Here is an 18082-nt window from a genome sequence, read left to right as displayed (position 1 = left end):
ATACCGCTACGCTATGTTTCATTATGATTTTGTATCGTGTGGTTGATAAATATACAAAACTGCCTGATTCAGAACAGGGTTTCCCTTCTGAATAAGCGCCGTCATGGTTATACTTCTGCTATTAATTTTCTCTGAGAGCATGCATTGTGAATTTACTGACAGTGAGTACTGATCTCATCAGTATTTTTTTATTCACGACACTGTTTCTGTTTTTTGCACGCAAGGTCGCAAAAAAGATCGGTTTAGTGGATAAACCCAACTTCCGTAAACGCCACCAGGGACTGATACCGTTGGTTGGGGGGATTTCGGTTTTCGCAGGTATTTGCTTTACCTTCGGAATTGTTGATTATTATATTCCGCATGCTTCTCTCTATCTGGCCTGCGCTGGTGTACTGGTCTTCATTGGCGCGCTGGACGATCGCTTTGATATCAGTGTAAAAATCCGCGCGACGATTCAGGCCGCGATCGGCGTCATCATGATGGTGGTCGGTAAACTCTACTTAAGCAGCCTTGGATACATCTTTGGTCCCTGGGAGATGGTACTCGGCCCCTTTGGCTATTTCCTCACGCTCTTTGCCGTCTGGGCGGCGATCAACGCTTTCAATATGGTTGATGGTATTGATGGCTTACTTGGCGGGCTGTCCAGCGTCTCATTTGCCGCAATGGGACTGATTCTGTGGTTTGATGGGCAGACGAGTCTGGCGGTATGGTGTTTCGCCATGATCGCCGCGATTCTACCCTATATCATGTTAAACCTTGGTGTTCTGGGGCGTCGTTATAAAGTCTTTATGGGCGATGCGGGCAGTACGCTGATTGGCTTCACGGTCATCTGGATCCTGCTGGAAACCACGCAGGGTAAAACGCATCCTATCAGCCCGGTTACTGCGCTGTGGATTATTGCGATTCCATTGATGGACATGGTGGCGATTATGTATCGTCGCTTGCGTAAAGGCATGAGCCCCTTCTCTCCCGATCGCCAGCATATTCATCATTTGATCATGCGCGCAGGGTTTACTTCCCGACAGGCATTTGTCCTGATCACGCTCGCCGCAGCTATTCTGGCTTCCATTGGCGTTGCCGCAGAATATTCCCATTTTGTTCCAGAATGGGTCATGTTGGTGCTCTTTTTGCTAGCATTCTTCCTTTACGGTTACTGCATTAAGCGAGCCTGGAAGGTGGCGAGATTTATTAAGCGCGTGAAGCGCAGACTACGCAGAAACCGTGATAACAATCCAACGATAACCAAGTAAATTGAGGATGCGATGACACAACCATTACCGGGGGCACACGCCGTGAGCGCTGAAAATGAACTGGATATTCGTGGGTTGTTTCGTACCTTGTGGGCTGGGAAGCTATGGATTGTGGGAACAGGGCTGGCTTTTGCGCTTATTGCGTTAGCGTATACGTTTTTTGCCCGTCAGGAGTGGAGCGCAACGGCGATTTCCGACCGCCCCACCGTCAATATGCTGGGCGGCTATTACTCCCAACAGCAGTTTTTGCGCAACCTTGATATCAAAGCCAGCCTCGCGTCGGCCGATCAGCCTTCGGTAATGGATGAAGCGTATAAAGAGTTCGTCATGCAACTGGCGTCCTGGGATACGCGTCGCGATTTCTGGCTACAGACCGATTATTACAAGCAGCGCATGGTCGGCAACAGCAAAGCCGATGCCGCGATGCTGGATGAAATGATCAATAACATTCAGTTCACGCCAGGCGATTTCACTCGCAACACCAATGATAGCGTGAAGCTGATTGCGGAAACGGCGCCCGATGCCAACAACCTGCTTCGCCAGTATGTGGCGTTTGCCAGCCAACGTGCGGCGAGCCATCTGAATGATGAGTTAAAAGGCGCATGGGCCGCGCGGACTATCCAGATGAAAGCGCAGGTTAAACGCCAGGAAGAGGTGGCGAAAAGCATTTTCTCTCGTCGTGTTCATAGCATTGAACAGGCGCTCAAAATTGCCGAGCAGCATAATATTTCTCGTACGGCTACCGATGTTCCTGCCGATGAATTACCCGACTCTGAGCTGTTTTTGCTTGGCCGCCCTATGCTACAAGCGCGTCTTGAAAACCTTCAGGCTGTCGGTCCGGCATTCGATCTGGACTATGATCAAAACCGGGCCATGTTGAACACGCTGAACGTGGGGCCGACGCTGGACCCGCGTTTCCAGACCTATCGTTATTTGCGCACGCCGGAAGAGCCGGTAAAACGCGATAGCCCGCGCCGTGCTTTCCTGATGGTTATGTGGGGCATTGTTGGGGCGCTGATCGGGGCTGGCGTCGCATTAACCCGCCGCCGCGCGATTTAGCAACATCTCAGCAGTGAGGGGTTAGGCCCTCACTGCCTATTCGAAGAGAATCGATGTGAAAGTACTGACTGTATTTGGCACGCGACCGGAGGCCATCAAGATGGCGCCTCTGGTTCATGCGCTGGCAAAGGACCCTCATTTTGAGGCAAAAGTCTGCGTTACTGCGCAGCATCGGGAGATGCTCGATCAGGTTTTGAATCTCTTTTCTATTGTGCCTGACTACGATCTCAATATTATGCAGCCGGGTCAGGGGCTGACAGAGATTACCTGTCGAATCCTGGAAGGATTAAAACCGATTCTTGCCGATTTTAAACCTGATGTCGTATTGGTGCATGGCGATACGACAACCACTCTCGCCACCAGTCTGGCGGCTTTCTACCAGCGTATCCCTGTCGGTCATGTAGAGGCCGGGCTACGAACCGGCGATCTCTACTCCCCCTGGCCTGAAGAGGCGAACCGCACCTTGACCGGTCGCCTGGCTATGTACCATTTTGCGCCGACGGAAAATTCACGGCAGAATTTACTGCGGGAACAGATCCCTGATAACCACATCTTTGTCACCGGCAATACCGTGATTGATGCGCTGATCTGGGTGCGCGATCGCGTACTGGCCAGCGATACGCTACGCGCCGAACTGGCAAAGCGGTATCCTTTCCTGTGTGACGATAAAAAAATGATCCTGGTGACCGGACATCGCCGTGAGAGCTTTGGCCGGGGGTTTGAGCAAATCTGCCATGCGCTGGCGGAGATAGCAGCTACCAATCAGGATGTACAAATTGTGTATCCGGTTCACCTGAATCCCAACGTCAGCGAACCGGTTAACCGCATCCTGGGGCATGTTGAAAATGTGATACTGATTGAGCCGCAGGATTACCTGCCGTTTGTCTGGCTGATGAACCACGCCTGGCTGATCCTTACCGATTCCGGTGGGATTCAGGAAGAGGCGCCGTCATTAGGCAAACCGGTGTTGGTTATGCGCGAAATGACGGAACGGCCAGAAGCCGTTACCGCTGGCACGGTGCGTCTGGTGGGAACCGATTCACACCGTATTGTGGAAGAAGTCACACGTTTGCTGCACGACGAAAATGAATATCAAACCATGAGCCGCGCCCATAATCCTTATGGCGACGGGCAGGCGTGCGGCCGCATTTTACACGCGTTAAAAAATAATCGGGTATCGCTATGAGTTTTACGACCATTTCTGTTATTGGGCTGGGATACATCGGGTTGCCGACGGCTGCGGCCTTTGCTTCTCGCCAAAAGCACGTTATTGGCGTGGATATCAATCAGCAGGCGGTGGACACCATCAACCGTGGAGCCATCCATATTGTTGAGCCGGATCTGGATAGCGTCGTGAAAACTGCGGTTGAAGGCGGATTCCTCCGGGCCACGACAACGCCGGTAGCAGCCGACGCGTACTTGATCGCCGTGCCGACGCCGTTCAAGGGCGATCACGACCCCGATATGGTTTATGTCGAAGCGGCCGCGAAATCTATTGCTCCCGTACTGAAAAAAGGCGCGCTGGTCATCCTCGAATCCACCTCGCCGGTGGGCGCGACAGAACAAATGGCCGCATGGCTGGCGGAAATGCGCCCGGATCTGACTTTCCCGCAGCAGGCGGGGGAACAGGCTGATGTGAACATTGCCTACTGCCCGGAGCGCGTATTGCCGGGTCAGGTTATGGTGGAGCTCATCAAAAATGACCGCGTGATTGGCGGCATGACGCCGGTATGCTCCGCGCGTGCCAGCGAGTTGTACAAGATTTTCCTTGAAGGCGAGTGTGTGGTGACTAATTCCCGCACCGCCGAAATGTGTAAGCTCACGGAAAACAGCTTCCGTGACGTCAATATCGCCTTTGCGAACGAGCTGTCGCTGATTTGCGCCGATCAGGGGATTAACGTCTGGGAACTGATTCGTCTGGCGAATCGTCATCCGCGCGTAAATATTCTCCAGCCTGGGCCGGGCGTGGGAGGCCACTGCATCGCCGTCGATCCGTGGTTTATTGTGGCGCAAAACCCGCAGCAGGCGCGACTGATCCGTACCGCGCGTGAAGTGAACGACGGTAAACCACACTGGGTGGTGGCGCAGGTGAAAGCCGCAGTGGCGGATTGTCTGACGGCAACGAATAAGCGCGCCAGCGACATCAAAATCGCCTGTTTTGGTCTGGCGTTTAAACCGAATATTGACGATCTGCGTGAAAGCCCGGCGATGGGCATTGCGCAGGAGATTGCGCACTGGCATGCCGGTGAAACGCTGGTGGTAGAGCCTAATATTCATCAGTTGCCGAAAAAACTGGAAGGTCGCTGCACGTTAGCCACGCTGGAAAATGCGCTGGCGGAAGCGGATGTGCTGGTCATGCTGGTTGACCATCATCCGTTTAAAGCGATTAACGGCGACGCTGTGCAGCAACGCTACATTGTGGATACAAAAGGAGTCTGGCGCTGATGAAACGGATTCTGGTCACTGGCGGCGCGGGATTTATCGGCTCTGCCGTTGTACGCCACATCATTGATGAAACCCCCGACGCCGTGGTGGTGGTGGATAAGCTCACCTACGCCGGAAACCTGATGTCGCTGGCGCCAGTTGCACAGCATGAGCGCTTTGCCTTTGAGAGAGTGGATATCTGCGATCGGGCATCGCTGGATCGCGTTTTTCAGCAGTACCAGCCGGATTACGTGATGCATCTGGCGGCGGAAAGCCACGTTGACCGGTCTATCGACGGCCCGGCTGCGTTTATTGAAACCAATATCGTGGGAACCTACACGCTGCTGGAAGCGGCCCGGACTTACTGGGCGACGCTCAATGATGAAAAAAAATCGGCGTTTCGTTTCCACCATATCTCCACTGACGAGGTGTATGGCGATCTGCATTCCACGGATGATTTCTTTACTGAGACCACGCCGTATGCGCCGAGCAGTCCTTATTCCGCCTCGAAAGCCAGCAGCGATCACCTGGTGCGCGCGTGGTTGCGCACCTATGGTCTGCCGACGCTGGTCACTAACTGTTCCAATAATTACGGCCCTTACCACTTCCCGGAAAAGCTGATCCCATTGATGATCCTGAACGCGCTGGCGGGTAAACCGCTGCCGGTGTATGGCAATGGACAACAGATCCGCGACTGGCTGTACGTTGAAGATCACGCCAGGGCGCTGTATCGCGTGCTGACGGCGGGCGAAGTGGGAGAGACATATAACATTGGCGGCCATAATGAGCGTAAGAATCTGGAGGTTGTGGAAACGATTTGCGATCTGCTGGAAGAACTTGCGCCACAAAAACCGCAGGGCGTGGCGCATTATCGCTCCCTGATCGCTTTTGTGGATGACCGTCCAGGCCATGATTTACGCTATGCCATCGACGCAGCGAAAATTGCGCGTGAACTTGGCTGGACGCCGCAGGAAACCTTTGAAAGCGGAATGCGGAAAACCGTGCAGTGGTATCTGGCGAATGAGGCCTGGTGGAAGCCCGTGCAGGATGGCAGCTATCAGGGTGAACGTTTAGGTCTGAAGGGCTAAACCCGGAGGAGGAACGCATGAAAGGTATCATTCTGGCGGGCGGCTCTGGCACCCGCCTGCATCCGATTACGCGCGGTGTGTCGAAGCAGCTTCTGCCGATTTATGACAAGCCGATGATCTACTATCCGCTGTCGGTACTGATGCTGGCGGGTATCCGGGAAATCCTGATTATCACCACACCGGAAGATAAGCACTATTTTCAGCGTCTGCTGGGCGATGGTTCGGAGTTTGGCATTGAGTTGCAGTATGCCGAACAACCCAGCCCGGATGGGCTGGCGCAGGCCTTTATCATTGGTGAAACATTCCTTAACGGCGAGCCGTCCTGTCTTGTACTGGGCGACAATATCTTCTTTGGTCAGGGTTTCAGCCCGAAATTGCGTCATGTGGCGGCGCGAACCGAAGGGGCGACCGTTTTTGGTTATCAGGTTATGGACCCGGAACGTTTTGGCGTCGTGGAGTTCGACGACAATTTTCGCGCGGTCTCGTTGGAAGAGAAGCCGAAACAGCCGAAATCAAACTGGGCGGTGACCGGTCTCTATTTTTACGACAGCAAGGTAGTAGAGTACGCGAAGCGCGTGAAGCCTTCCGAGCGCGGTGAGCTGGAGATTACGTCCATTAATCAGATGTACCTTAATGACGGCAAGCTGACGGTTGAGTTGCTCGGTCGCGGCTTTGCGTGGCTAGATACCGGCACCCATGACAGCCTGATTGAAGCGAGCACGTTTGTGCAGACGGTTGAAAAACGCCAGGGCTTCAAAATTGCCTGTCTGGAAGAGATCGCCTGGCGTAACGGCTGGCTGGATGACGAGGGCGTAAAACGCGCCGCCAGTTCTTTAGCGAAAACCGGCTACGGCCAATATTTACTGGAGCTACTCCGTGCCCGTCCGCGCCAGTATTGAACCATTAACGTGGGAAAATACGTTCTTTGGCGTCAATAGCGCCATTGTTCGCGTGGACCCTGCCGCGCCAGTGTTAACGCCAGAGGCATTGCAACCCTGGTCGCGCGTGCAGGCGAAAATTTCTGCTGCGCGCACGGATGAATTAGATGCGCTGCAACAGTTGGGGTTTTCGCTGGTAGAAGGTGAAGTTGACTTCAGCCTGCCGGTCGCTGGCATTGAACGTATTTCTGGCGTGGAAATTGCACAAATTGCCGATATTCCCGCGTTACGTCAACAGGCGTCCGCTGCGTTTGCGCAAAGCCGTTTCCGCGCACCGTGGTATGCGCCGGACGCCAGCGCCCGTTTTTATGCTCAGTGGATTGAAAATGCCGTGCACGGCACCTTCGATCACCAGTGTCTGGTTATCCGGGCGGCGAATAACGATATTCGCGGGTTTGTCTCGCTGCGCGAACTGAACGACACCGATGCGCGCATCGGCCTGCTGGCCGGGCGTGGAGCAGGAGCAGAATTAATGCAGGCGGCGCTCGCGTGGGCGCAGTCTCGCGGAAAGACAACATTGCGGGTGGCGACCCAGATGGGCAACACCGCCGCGCTTAAACGTTATATACAGAGCGGTGGCAACGTAGAAAGCACCGCGTACTGGTTATACAGGTGACAAAATGATTCCATTTAACGCGCCGCCGGTGGTGGGAACCGAACTCGATTACATGCAGTCAGCGCTGGGAAGCGGCAAACTTTGCGGAGATGGCGGCTTTACGCGCCGTTGCCAGCAGTGGCTGGAGCAACGTTTTGGCAGCGCTAAAGTGTTGCTGACGCCATCCTGTACGGCGTCACTTGAAATGGCGGCATTGCTGCTGGACATCCAGCCGGGCGATGAAGTCATTATGCCAAGCTACACCTTCGTTTCTACCGCCAACGCCTTTGTGCTGCGCGGGGCGAAAATCATTTTCGTCGATATCCGCCCGGATACCATGAACATTGATGAAACGCTGATTGAAGCGGCGATTACCGACAAGACGCGCGTCATTGTCCCGGTGCATTACGCGGGCGTCGCCTGCGAAATGGACACCATTATGGCGATTGCGAAGCGTCATAATCTGTTTGTGGTGGAAGATGCCGCGCAGGGCGTGATGTCGACCTGGAAAGGCCGTGCGCTGGGGACGATTGGTCATATCGGTTGCTTCAGTTTTCACGAAACCAAAAACTACACGGCAGGTGGTGAAGGCGGCGCGACGCTGATTAACGACCGTTCCCTGATTGAACGGGCGGAAATCATCCGTGAAAAAGGCACCAATCGCAGCCAGTTCTTCCGGGGACAGGTGGATAAATACACCTGGCGGGATATCGGCTCCAGCTATCTGATGTCCGATCTCCAGGCGGCGTATCTGTGGGCGCAGCTGGAAGCGGCCGATCGCATCAATCAACAGCGTCTGGCGCTGTGGCAGACCTACTATGACGCACTGGCGCCGCTGGCGCGCGCGGGACGTATTGACCTGCCCTCTATCCCGGACGACTGTAGGCACAACGCGCATATGTTTTATATCAAGTTGCGGGATATTACCGATCGCAGCGCGCTGATCAACTTCCTGAAAGAAGCGGAAATCATGGCGGTGTTCCATTACATCCCGCTACATGATTGTCCGGCAGGCGACAAGTTTGGCGAGTTCCGTGGCGAAGATCGGTACACCACCAAAGAGAGCGAGCGCCTGCTGCGCTTGCCGCTGTTTTATAATCTGTCTCCCGTTAATCAGCGAACGGTGATTTCGACCTTGCTGAACTATTTCTCCTGATATGTCGCTTGCGAAAGCGTCCCTGTGGACGGCCGCCAGTACGCTGGTGAAAATTGGCGCAGGCTTACTGGTCGTAAAACTGCTGGCGGTGTCGTTTGGCCCTGCGGGCGTCGGCCAGGCGGGTAACTTCCGCCAGATGGTGACCGTGCTCGGCGTGCTGGCCGGGGCCGGGATATTTAACGGGGTGACGAAGTATGTCGCTCAGCATCATGATAACCCTGCCCGGTTGCGTAACGTGGTGGGCACTTCATCCGCAATGGTGCTGGGGTTCTCCACGCTACTGGCGCTGGTCTTCGTGCTGGCGGCGGCCCCCATTAGCCAGGGGCTGTTTGGGCACAGCCACTACCAGGGGCTGGTGCGTTTAGTGGCGCTGGTGCAGATGGGGATCGCCTGGGCGAACCTGCTGCTGGCGCTGATGAAAGGGTTTCGTGACGCTGCCGGGAATGCGCTGTCGCTGATTGTGGGGAGCCTGGTGGGAGTTGTGGCCTACTATGGCTGCTACCGTCTGGGCGGCTATGAAGGTGCGCTGCTGGGTCTGGCGCTGGTGCCTGCGCTGGTGGTGATCCCGGCGGCGATTATGCTGATTAAACGCGGCGCGATCCCGCTTAGCTACCTGAAACCGTCGTGGGATAAAGGGCTTGCCGGACAGCTCAGCAAATTTACGCTGATGGCGCTGATTACGTCCGTCACGCTACCGGTGGCTTATGTGATGATGCGAAACCTGCTGGCGGCGCATTACAGCTGGGATGATGTTGGTATCTGGCAGGGCGTAAGCAGTATTTCCGATGCCTATCTACAATTTATTACCGCCTCGTTTAGCGTGTACTTATTGCCAACGCTGTCGCGTCTGACCGAAAAGCAGGCGATTACGCGCGAAGTGGTGAAATCGCTGAAATTTGTTCTGCCTGCGGTGGCGGCGGCGAGTTTTACGGTCTGGCTGCTGCGTGATTTCGCCATCTGGCTGCTCTTTTCCGCCAAATTCACCGCCATGCGCGATCTGTTCGCCTGGCAACTGGTGGGCGATGTGCTGAAAGTGGGCGCGTACGTTTTTGGCTATCTGGTGATCGCAAAAGCGTCGCTGCGGTTTTATATTCTGGCTGAGATTAGCCAGTTCATTTTGTTGATGGCATTCGCTCACTGGCTGATCCCCGCGCATGGCGCGCTGGGGGCGGCACAGGCGTATATGGCCACCTATGTGGTCTATTTCTCTCTCTGTTGTGGCGTGTTTTTACTCTGGCGTAGGCGGGCATGACTGTACTGATTCACGTACTGGGATCGGATATCCCTCACCATAATCAAACCGTGCTGCGGTTTTTCAATGATGCGCTGGCCGCGACAAGCGAGCATGCGCGCGTGTTTATGGTTGCAGGTCAGGATGCGGGGCTCAGGGAAAGCTGCCCGGCTCTGTCGCTGAGTTTCTACGCCGGGAAAAAAACGCTGGCTGAGGCGGTCATCGCCAAAGCGAAAGCCAATCGCCGGCAACGTTTCTTCTTCCACGGTCAGTTCAATACCAGCCTGTGGCTGGCGCTGCTAAGTGGCGGAATCAAACCTGAGCAGTTTTACTGGCACATCTGGGGCGCGGATCTGTATGAAGTTTCCCGTGGGCTGAAATTCCGTCTGTTTTACCCCGTTCGCCGCATGGCGCAAAATCGAGTGGGCTGTGTGTTCGCTACTCGTGGCGATTTGAGCTATTTCGCCCGTCAGCACCCGCGCGTGCGTGGTGAACTGCTCTATTTCCCGACGCGAATGGACTCTTCGCTTAATAACATGGCAAACGATCGTCCGCGTGAAGGGAAAATGACGGTTCTGGTGGGTAACTCCGGCGATCGCAGTAACGAACATATTGCGGCGTTACGCGCGGTGTATCAGCAGTTCGGCGACACGGTAAATGTGATCGTGCCGATGGGCTATCCGGCCAATAACGACGCGTACATTGATGAAGTCCGTCAGGCGGGACAGGCGCTGTTCAGTGCGGAAAATTTACACATCCTCAGCGAAAAACTGGAATTCGATGCCTATCTGGCGCTGCTTCGCCAGTGCGACCTCGGGTATTTCATCTTTGCCCGTCAGCAGGGAATCGGCACGTTGTGCCTGCTTATCCAGGCGGGTGTCCCGTGCGTGCTTAACCGTGAGAACCCGTTCTGGCAGGATATGGCGGAACAGCATCTGCCCGTGTTGTTCACGACGGACGCGCTTAATGAAGGCGTGGTTCGTGAGGCGCAGCGGCAGCTGGCGTCCGTGGATAAAAGCGGGATCACCTTCTTTAGCCCAAATTACCTTGAACCGTGGCATAACGCGTTACGCATTGCCGCAGGAGAAGCCGCATGAGCCTGATGCAATTTAGCGGGTTACTGGTCGTCTGGCTGCTCTCTACGCTGTTTATCGCCACGTTGACCTGGTTTGAGTTTCGCCGCGTGCGCTTTAACTTCAACGTATTCTTTTCATTGCTGTTTTTGCTGACCTTTTTCTTCGGCTTCCCGTTGACCAGCGTGCTGGTGTTCCGCTTTGACGTCGGCGTGGCGCCGCCGGAAATCCTGTTGCAGGCGTTATTGTCCGCCGCGTGTTTTTATGCCGTTTATTACGTGACCTATAAAACCCGCTTACGTAAACGCGTGACGGATGTGCCGCGCAAGCCGCTATTTACCATGAACCGGGTGGAGACTCACCTTACCTGGGTCATGCTGATGGGGATTGCACTGGTGAGCGTTGGCATCTTCTTTATGCACAATGGGTTCCTGCTGTTCCGGCTGCACTCTTACAGCCAGATCTTCTCCAGCGAAGTCTCCGGCGTGGCATTGAAACGCTTCTTCTACTTCTTTATTCCGGCGATGCTGGTGATCTACTTCCTGCGCCAGGACAGTAAAGCGTGGCTGTTTTTCCTGGTGAGTACCGTTGCGTTTGGCCTGCTGACCTACATGATTGTTGGCGGCACGCGCGCTAACATCATTATCGCGTTTGCCATCTTCCTGTTTATCGGCATTATTCGTGGCTGGATCTCGCTGTGGATGCTGGTGGCGGCGGGGGTGCTGGGAATTGTCGGGATGTTCTGGCTGGCGCTGAAGCGCTATGGGCTGAACGTGAGCGGCGATGAGGCGTTTTACACTTTCCTGTATCTGACCCGTGATACCTTTTCGCCGTGGGAGAACCTGGCGCTGCTGTTGCAAAACTACGACAACATCGATTTCCAGGGACTGGCGCCGATCGTCCGTGATTTTTATGTCTTCATTCCTTCGTGGCTGTGGCCTGGGCGTCCGGGCATTGTGCTGAATTCAGCCAACTACTTTACCTGGGAAGTGCTGAACAACCACTCAGGCCTCGCCATTTCCCCCACGCTGATTGGTTCGCTGGTGGTGATGGGCGGCGCGCTGTTTATCCCTCTGGGGGCGGTCGCGGTTGGGCTGATTATCAAATGGTTTGACTGGCTGTATGAGCTTGGCAACCGCGAGACGAATCGCTATAAGGCGGCGATTTTGCACAGTTTCTGCTTTGGCGCCATCTTCAATATGATTGTTCTGGCGCGAGAAGGGCTGGATTCTTTTGTCTCGCGAGTGGTCTTTTTCCTCGTGATTTTTGGTGCCTGCCTGCTGGTGGCAAAACTCTTGTTCTGGCTTTTCGATTGTGCCGGGTTGGTCCATCAACGGGCGAAACCGCAGCCGCAGACTCAGGTTGAAGGATAATAATGACGGATAACACGACAGCGCCGCTCTATTCACTTCGTGGATTGCAGCTGATTGGCTGGCGCGATATGCAACATGCGCTGAATTACCTGTTTGCCGATGGGCAAATGAAGCAGGGTACGCTGGTGGCGATCAATGCTGAGAAAATGCTGACCGCAGAAGATGACCCGGAAGTCAGGGCGTTGATTGATGCCGCCGAGTTTAAATATGCGGATGGCATTAGCGTCGTGCGCTCAGTGCGTAAGAAATTCCCCCAGGCGCAGGTTTCACGGGTGGCCGGGGCCGATCTCTGGGAAGAACTGATGGCGCGTGCCGGTAAAGAAGGGACGCCCGTTTTTCTGGTCGGCGGTAAGCCGGAGGTGCTGGCGCAGACGGAAGCGAAACTGCGTGCGCAGTGGAACGTCAATATTGTCGGTAGCCAGGACGGTTATTTTAAACCTGAGCAGCGCCAGGCGCTGTTTGAGCGCATCCATGCCAGCGGGGCGAAGATTGTGACCGTGGCAATGGGATCGCCGAAACAAGAAATCCTGATGCGCGACTGTCGGGTGATTCATCCTCAGGCCTTATATATGGGGGTGGGCGGCACCTACGATGTCTTTACCGGTCATGTGAAACGCGCGCCCAAAATGTGGCAGACGCTGGGGCTGGAGTGGCTGTATCGCCTGCTGTCTCAGCCGAGCCGTATCACCCGCCAGCTGCGTCTGTTGCGCTATCTCCGCTGGCATTACACCGGCAATCTCTGAACGCTGCTTTTCTTACGGGCAGCGCATTCTGCTTAATACGTTGCCCGCCTCCCACATTTTTGTTCCTTTTTTACACAAAACATGCATTTTTTTAATGCTTCATTTGCCATTTTGCCAAATTTAAGAAACCATTCGCATCGCTTGATGTACCCATAACAATAACCGGCAACAACGCCGGAACGAGTGCAAACACGACAAGAGGATTTATGGCAGAGAAAAAACCGGAGCTACAGCGTGGGCTGGAAGCTCGTCATATCGAATTGATCGCCCTTGGGGGCACGATTGGCGTTGGGCTGTTTATGGGCGCCGCCAGTACGCTGAAATGGGCGGGGCCCTCCGTGCTGCTGGCGTATATCGTCGCCGGGCTGTTCGTCTTTTTCATCATGCGCTCAATGGGCGAAATGCTGTTCCTGGAGCCGGTTACTGGCTCATTCGCCGTTTATGCGCACCGTTACATGAGCCCCTTCTTTGGCTATCTCACCGCGTGGTCATACTGGTTTATGTGGATGGCGGTGGGGATATCGGAAATAACCGCTATCGGGGTATACGTGCAGTTCTGGTTCCCGGACATGGCGCAATGGATACCCGCCCTGATCGCCGTTGGGCTGGTGGCGCTGGCTAATCTGGCCGCCGTCCGTCTGTACGGCGAAATCGAGTTCTGGTTTGCGATGATCAAAGTCACCACCATCATTGTGATGATTGTGGTCGGACTGGGGGTGATTTTCTTTGGCTTTGGCAATAGCGGCCAGGCGATCGGTTTTGGCAACCTGACGGAACACGGCGGCTTCTTTGCCGGTGGCTGGAAAGGGTTCCTGACGGCGTTGTGTATTGTGGTCGCCTCCTATCAGGGCGTGGAGCTGATCGGCATTACCGCGGGTGAAGCGAAGAATCCGCAGGTTACGCTGCGCAGCGCGGTAGGCAAGGTACTGTGGCGTATCCTGATTTTCTATGTAGGGGCGATTTTCGTTATCGTGACGATCTTCCCGTGGAACGAAATCGGCAGTAACGGTAGTCCGTTTGTACTCACTTTTGCCAAAATCGGGATTACCGCTGCGGCGGGCATTATTAACTTCGTGGTGCTGACCGCCGCGCTTTCCGGCTGTAACAGCGGCATGTATAGCTGTGGACGTATGCTGTATGCCCTGGCAAAAAACCGCCAGCTTCCGGCGGCGATGGCGAAAGTCTCCCGTCATGGCGTACCGGTCGCCGGGGTGGCGCTGTCGATCGCGATTCTGCTGATTGGTTCATGCCTGAACTACATTATTCCGAACCCGCAGCGGGTGTTTGTGTATGTCTACAGCGCCAGCGTATTGCCGGGTATGGTGCCGTGGTTCGTGATCCTGATTAGCCAGTTGCGTTTCCGTCGTGCTCATAAAGACGCGATGATCAGCCATCCTTTCCGTTCTATTATGTTCCCGTGGGCGAATTATCTGACGATGGCGTTCCTGGTTTGCGTTTTAATTGGCATGTACTTGAATGAAGATACCCGTATGTCGCTGTTTGTCGGCATCATCTTCCTGCTTGCCGTCACGCTCGTCTACAAGGTTTTCGGCCTGAATCGCGCCGGAACTGCCCACAAGGTGGGGGAATAAGCAGCAAAACGCGCAAAGCGTAACCAAACGCGCATTTTATTTAAAAAGGCACTAGACAGAGGGGTGGGAAGTCCGTATTATCCACCCCCGCAACGGCGCTAAGCGCCCGTAGCTCAGCTGGATAGAGCGCTGCCCTCCGGAGGCAGAGGTCTCAGGTTCGAATCCTGTCGGGCGCACCATTTACCCGGTGCTGGAGCTGCGGTGGTTTTAATACCGCGTAAAAGATTTCAGTGGTGGCTATAGCTCAGTTGGTAGAGCCCTGGATTGTGATTCCAGTTGTCGTGGGTTCGAATCCCATTAGCCACCCCATTATTAAAAGTTGTGAAATGCGAAGGTGGCGGAATTGGTAGACGCGCTAGCTTCAGGTGTTAGTGTCCTTACGGACGTGGGGGTTCAAGTCCCCCCCCTCGCACCACGACTTAAAGAGTTGAACTAAAAATTCAAAAAAAGCAGTACATCGGCGAGTAGCGCAGCTTGGTAGCGCAACTGGTTTGGGACCAGTGGGTCGGAGGTTCGAATCCTCTCTCGCCGACCAATTTTGAACCCCGCTTCGGCGGGGTTTTTTGTTTTCACCTCTTCTTCCTCTTCTTTCCCGATCCCCTGTATCACTGTCGCAATGTTGAGACATTCCAGGCTTCTGTTGTCGCTATCTGGTGACGTCTAACGCCATGATTTATCACTAATTATCGGTATTGCGTGTTATTTGTCTCCGTTCAGAGACAAAGAGGGGATTTTTATGGCGAAGAAGGCTGGCAGAAACCGCCGCAGAGCCGCGAATGGCCTGATACGTTAAAAAGTCTGAATCCTTATTTTTGGCGGTGCAATCCTGGCATGCAATGTGCAATAATATCTCTGTAGATGCTCATTCCATCTCTTATGTTCGCCTTAGTGCCTCATAAACTCAGGAATGATGCAGAGCCGTTTACGGTGCTTATCGTCCACAGACAGATGTCGTTTACGCCTCATCAAACACCATGGACATAACGTTGAGTGAAGCACCCATTTATGTTGTCATACAGACCTGTTTTGACGCCTGCTCATTTGAGCAGGCGTTTTTTTATGGGGAAGCGGGAGAGAACTGCCGGATGGCGGCTTCGCCTTATCCGGCCTACGGTGACCTGGCAGGCCCGGTAAGCGTAGCGTCACCGGGCAATGGGAATTACTGCGGAGGATTGTTCTGCAAGGTCAGCATAAGACCGTCGCGGCGCATGGTGGCCGCTTCTTCCGGCTGATGCAACCGGTCCAGCGCATCGGCGAGCCAGGCGTAGTCGTAGGCGTCAGGGCGTTGCTTGAGCGCGGCGCGGAAAGCGAACGTAGCCTCCTGCCATTCGCCATGCTTCATCAATGACTGACCCAGCGTGCTCCACAGTAGCGGGCGATCGCCAACGGTTTTAATCTGCTGGCGCAGCACTTTTTCCAGCTGCTCCGGGTTGTTGGTTTTCAGGCGCGGGATCGGCAGAACCAGGCGGTCGTCATACTGGCGCTTCAGGCCGTCGATGATGATCTGCTGCGCCATATCGTGATCGTCACACTCAATCAGATGCTCTGCCATTGCCACTTGCAGTGGAACCTGGTGGCGAGTTTTACGGCTCTGGTTCTTCCACCATTCGCGTAATCCTTCGCTGCCCTGATCGGCTCGCGCCTGATCCATCAGCCCAATCCAGGCCTGCTGTTCCAGCATGGCGCGATGTTCTTCATCGCCGACGTTGGCCTTCGCCATTGATGGGATGATGTCCAGCAGTGAACTCCATGCTCCGGTGCGGATGTAAGCCTGTTCCGCCAGGCGCAGCACTTCTGGATGACGCGGGGTAACTTCCAGCAGTTTATCCACGCCGTGACGCGCCGCATGGTTCTCGTTGCGCGCCAGTTGCAGACGTACGCGGGCGATCTCCACCGGAATCGTGTCATTGCCCGCCAGTTCAGCGGCACGTTCCAGATGCTGATTAGCGCGCGCTTCGTCACCACGCTGCTGCGCGGCTTCGGCGGCCAGCAGATAGTTCACCACCGGCTGTTCAGCGTGATCGGCATTCTTCGCCATCAGCTTCTCAACCTGCTGGTAATCGCCTTCCGCCAGCTTAAGCAGCGCCTGTTCGGTCTGCTTACGTGCGCGGCGGCGTTTACGCCCGACAAACCAGCCGCGAGTGTGTGCGCCGGTGCGGAAAACGCGTCGCAGCAGCCACTCAATGGCGAACAGAATGACCATCATAACGATCAGGATGATCACCAGCCCCGTTACGCTGGTCTCAATGTTGTAATTATCGGTCTGGATCAGAACATAGCCCTGATGACCGGCGATCATTGGGCCTATGACGATACCGGCGATCAACAACACAAAGAGCAATAATACTTTCAGCATCATTATTCTCCTTGCGGCGCGGCTGCCGGTGCTTCTGCCTGCGGAGCAGGGGCCTGAGCCGCTTCGGTCGTGGCTGCCGCCGGTTGCGCCAGCAGGTTACGCACGCGAGTCTGCATCAGTTTTTCAAGAATCGGCTGGCTCTGTAACGTCTCCGGCACGTCCATCGTGATGCTCTGTTGACTCAGTTTATCCACGTCATCAAGGAACGCTTTGGTCGTTGCGTCGTCGGTGTCGTAGTACGCGCGTACCCAGGTGGAGACATTATCCAGCGCCTGACGGTAAGTCTCTTCCTGATGACGCGGCACGGCTTGCGCCGCCACTAACAGGCGGGAGCGGATGTTTTCACGTAAGTAAACGTCCTGGTTCGGCGCCAGCAGCGGGACGGCGGTGTCATCACGACGGCGAATAGTAATAAAGCTGTCCATAAAGTTCTGCCAGCTTTTTTGCAGGTTAACGCGCCATTCGCTGATCGAGCTGGACAGCTCGCTGCTGTCGGAGTCCATTGGCGAATCGTCGGTGTCGTTATCGGCCAGACGCAGGTTATCAATCTGGTTAGAGAGCTGGTTCACTTTGAGGATAATGCCGTCGTAGTCCACCTGCGCCACCGCCGACAGGCTGGCAATATCATCGGTAATGGCGCGGCGCGCGGCGATCAGACTGGGGTCGTTCATGTCCGCCAGGCTGGCATCCGCGCTTTTGAGCAGCGCCGCAGCGGTGGTGACATCCTGATCGCTCCACAATTTACGTCCGGCGAGTTTGACCAGAAAATCAGATTGCGCCAGCAGCCAGGTTTTGGCATCGCTGCCGGAGATCGTCGCGACTTTCTGTTGCACTTCATCCAGCTGTTTCGCCAGCGCGGCCTGTTGGCGATTTGCATCATCCAGTTGCGTCGCCTGCTGTTTGATAATGCTTTCCAGCTCCGCTTTTTGGCTTTCCTGGGCTTTTTGCAGCGCCGTAAGTTGGTTAACCAGCGCATCGCTGGTGGCCGTTTGTTTAACGGCCTGCTGCTTTCCCCAGCCATACAGACCAACGCCCGCCGCCAGGGCAATGGCGATTGCCACCGCACTCAATACCAGCGCGGCGCCGTTCTTACTCTTCTTTTCTGCATTGACTGGCTGCGGCGTGGTTTCCACGGCCTCCCTGGTCTCTTCAACCACGGCGGAGGATTTTTCTTGTTCCGTCATTATGGCATCCCATTATGAGA

15 protein-coding genes and 4 tRNA genes are annotated in these 18082 nt (G+C 55.0%); 17 read left to right on the top strand and 2 right to left on the bottom strand.

All coding sequences use genetic code 11. The features are described from left to right. Positions 1-146: 146 nt before the first annotated feature. From wecA to OGV50_RS04870, 17 genes are all read left to right on the top strand, one after another. A complete protein-coding gene (gene wecA / locus OGV50_RS04950) occupies positions 147-1250 on the top strand; it encodes a UDP-N-acetylglucosamine--undecaprenyl-phosphate N-acetylglucosaminephosphotransferase (protein ID WP_115615301.1) in 1104 nt (367 codons plus the stop codon). 12 nt (positions 1251-1262) lie between these two features. Continuing rightward, entirely contained in the window at positions 1263-2309 is a 1047-nt protein-coding gene (gene wzzE / locus OGV50_RS04945; protein ID WP_130028654.1) for an ECA polysaccharide chain length modulation protein, read from the top strand. Between the two features lie 55 nt (positions 2310-2364). Further along, on the top strand, positions 2365-3495 hold the full coding sequence (gene wecB / locus OGV50_RS04940) for a non-hydrolyzing UDP-N-acetylglucosamine 2-epimerase (RefSeq protein ID WP_012131136.1): 1131 nt from the start codon (positions 2365-2367) through the stop codon (positions 3493-3495). Then, positions 3492-4754, top strand: a complete 1263-nt coding sequence (gene wecC / locus OGV50_RS04935; protein ID WP_286488367.1) for a UDP-N-acetyl-D-mannosamine dehydrogenase — start codon at positions 3492-3494, stop codon at positions 4752-4754. The genes wecB and wecC overlap by 4 nt, the downstream gene beginning before the upstream one ends. After that, positions 4754-5821 (top strand): dTDP-glucose 4,6-dehydratase, encoded by a 1068-nt coding sequence (gene rffG / locus OGV50_RS04930; RefSeq protein ID WP_047460017.1) that lies wholly within the window; start codon positions 4754-4756, stop codon positions 5819-5821. The genes wecC and rffG overlap by 1 nt, the downstream gene beginning before the upstream one ends. Positions 5822-5838: 17 nt before the next feature. Continuing rightward, positions 5839-6720: a glucose-1-phosphate thymidylyltransferase RfbA gene (rfbA, locus tag OGV50_RS04925; RefSeq protein WP_012131139.1), complete on the top strand. Its 882-nt coding sequence runs from the start codon at positions 5839-5841 to the stop codon at positions 6718-6720. Next, complete coding sequence (gene rffC / locus OGV50_RS04920) at positions 6698-7375, top strand: dTDP-4-amino-4,6-dideoxy-D-galactose acyltransferase (RefSeq protein ID WP_286488366.1); 678 nt, start codon at positions 6698-6700, stop codon at positions 7373-7375. Before rfbA ends, rffC begins: the two co-directional genes overlap by 23 nt. Before the next feature lie 4 nt (positions 7376-7379). Continuing rightward, complete coding sequence (gene rffA / locus OGV50_RS04915) at positions 7380-8510, top strand: dTDP-4-amino-4,6-dideoxygalactose transaminase (RefSeq protein ID WP_049009039.1); 1131 nt, start codon at positions 7380-7382, stop codon at positions 8508-8510. 1 nt (position 8511) lies between these two features. Next, on the top strand, positions 8512-9762 hold the full coding sequence (wzxE, locus tag OGV50_RS04910) for a lipid III flippase WzxE (protein WP_012131142.1): 1251 nt from the start codon (positions 8512-8514) through the stop codon (positions 9760-9762). Continuing rightward, complete coding sequence (locus OGV50_RS04905) at positions 9759-10838, top strand: TDP-N-acetylfucosamine:lipid II N-acetylfucosaminyltransferase (protein WP_110494862.1); 1080 nt, start codon at positions 9759-9761, stop codon at positions 10836-10838. The genes wzxE and OGV50_RS04905 overlap by 4 nt, the downstream gene beginning before the upstream one ends. Next, complete coding sequence (gene wzyE / locus OGV50_RS04900; protein WP_012131144.1) at positions 10835-12187, top strand: ECA oligosaccharide polymerase; 1353 nt, start codon at positions 10835-10837, stop codon at positions 12185-12187. The genes OGV50_RS04905 and wzyE overlap by 4 nt, the downstream gene beginning before the upstream one ends. Before the next feature lie 2 nt (positions 12188-12189). Continuing rightward, entirely contained in the window at positions 12190-12930 is a 741-nt protein-coding gene (wecG, locus tag OGV50_RS04895; RefSeq protein ID WP_012131145.1) for a lipopolysaccharide N-acetylmannosaminouronosyltransferase, read from the top strand. A 206-nt stretch (positions 12931-13136) separates the two neighbouring features. Beyond that, complete coding sequence (thrP, locus tag OGV50_RS04890; RefSeq protein WP_058668340.1) at positions 13137-14522, top strand: bifunctional threonine/serine APC transporter ThrP; 1386 nt, start codon at positions 13137-13139, stop codon at positions 14520-14522. 102 nt (positions 14523-14624) lie between these two features. Continuing rightward, a tRNA-Arg gene (locus tag OGV50_RS04885) sits at positions 14625-14701 on the top strand. 54 nt (positions 14702-14755) lie between these two features. Continuing rightward, positions 14756-14831: transfer RNA gene (locus tag OGV50_RS04880), tRNA-His, on the top strand. Between the two features lie 19 nt (positions 14832-14850). Further along, positions 14851-14937, top strand: a tRNA-Leu gene (locus tag OGV50_RS04875). A gap of 43 nt (positions 14938-14980) precedes the next feature. Next, positions 14981-15057, top strand: a tRNA-Pro gene (locus tag OGV50_RS04870). Positions 15058-15681: 624 nt separating this feature from the next. On the opposite strand, the gene hemY is transcribed toward OGV50_RS04870, so the two are convergent. Further along, the gene (gene hemY / locus OGV50_RS04865; protein WP_047460000.1) at positions 15682-16878 is read right to left on the bottom strand and encodes a protoheme IX biogenesis protein HemY; all 1197 of its coding nucleotides are present in this window, start codon (positions 16876-16878) and stop codon (positions 15682-15684) included. A 2-nt stretch (positions 16879-16880) separates the two neighbouring features. Continuing rightward, entirely contained in the window at positions 16881-18062 is a 1182-nt protein-coding gene (gene hemX / locus OGV50_RS04860; protein WP_115626151.1) for a uroporphyrinogen-III C-methyltransferase, read from the bottom strand. Positions 18063-18082 lie beyond the last annotated feature (20 nt).

Origin of the sequence: Citrobacter sp. CK180, from assembly GCF_030333655.1 — a bacterium.
In the GTDB taxonomy this organism is placed as follows: Bacteria; Pseudomonadota; Gammaproteobacteria; order Enterobacterales; family Enterobacteriaceae; genus Citrobacter_B; species Citrobacter_B koseri.
This window is presented reverse-complemented; position numbering and strand designations above follow the sequence as displayed.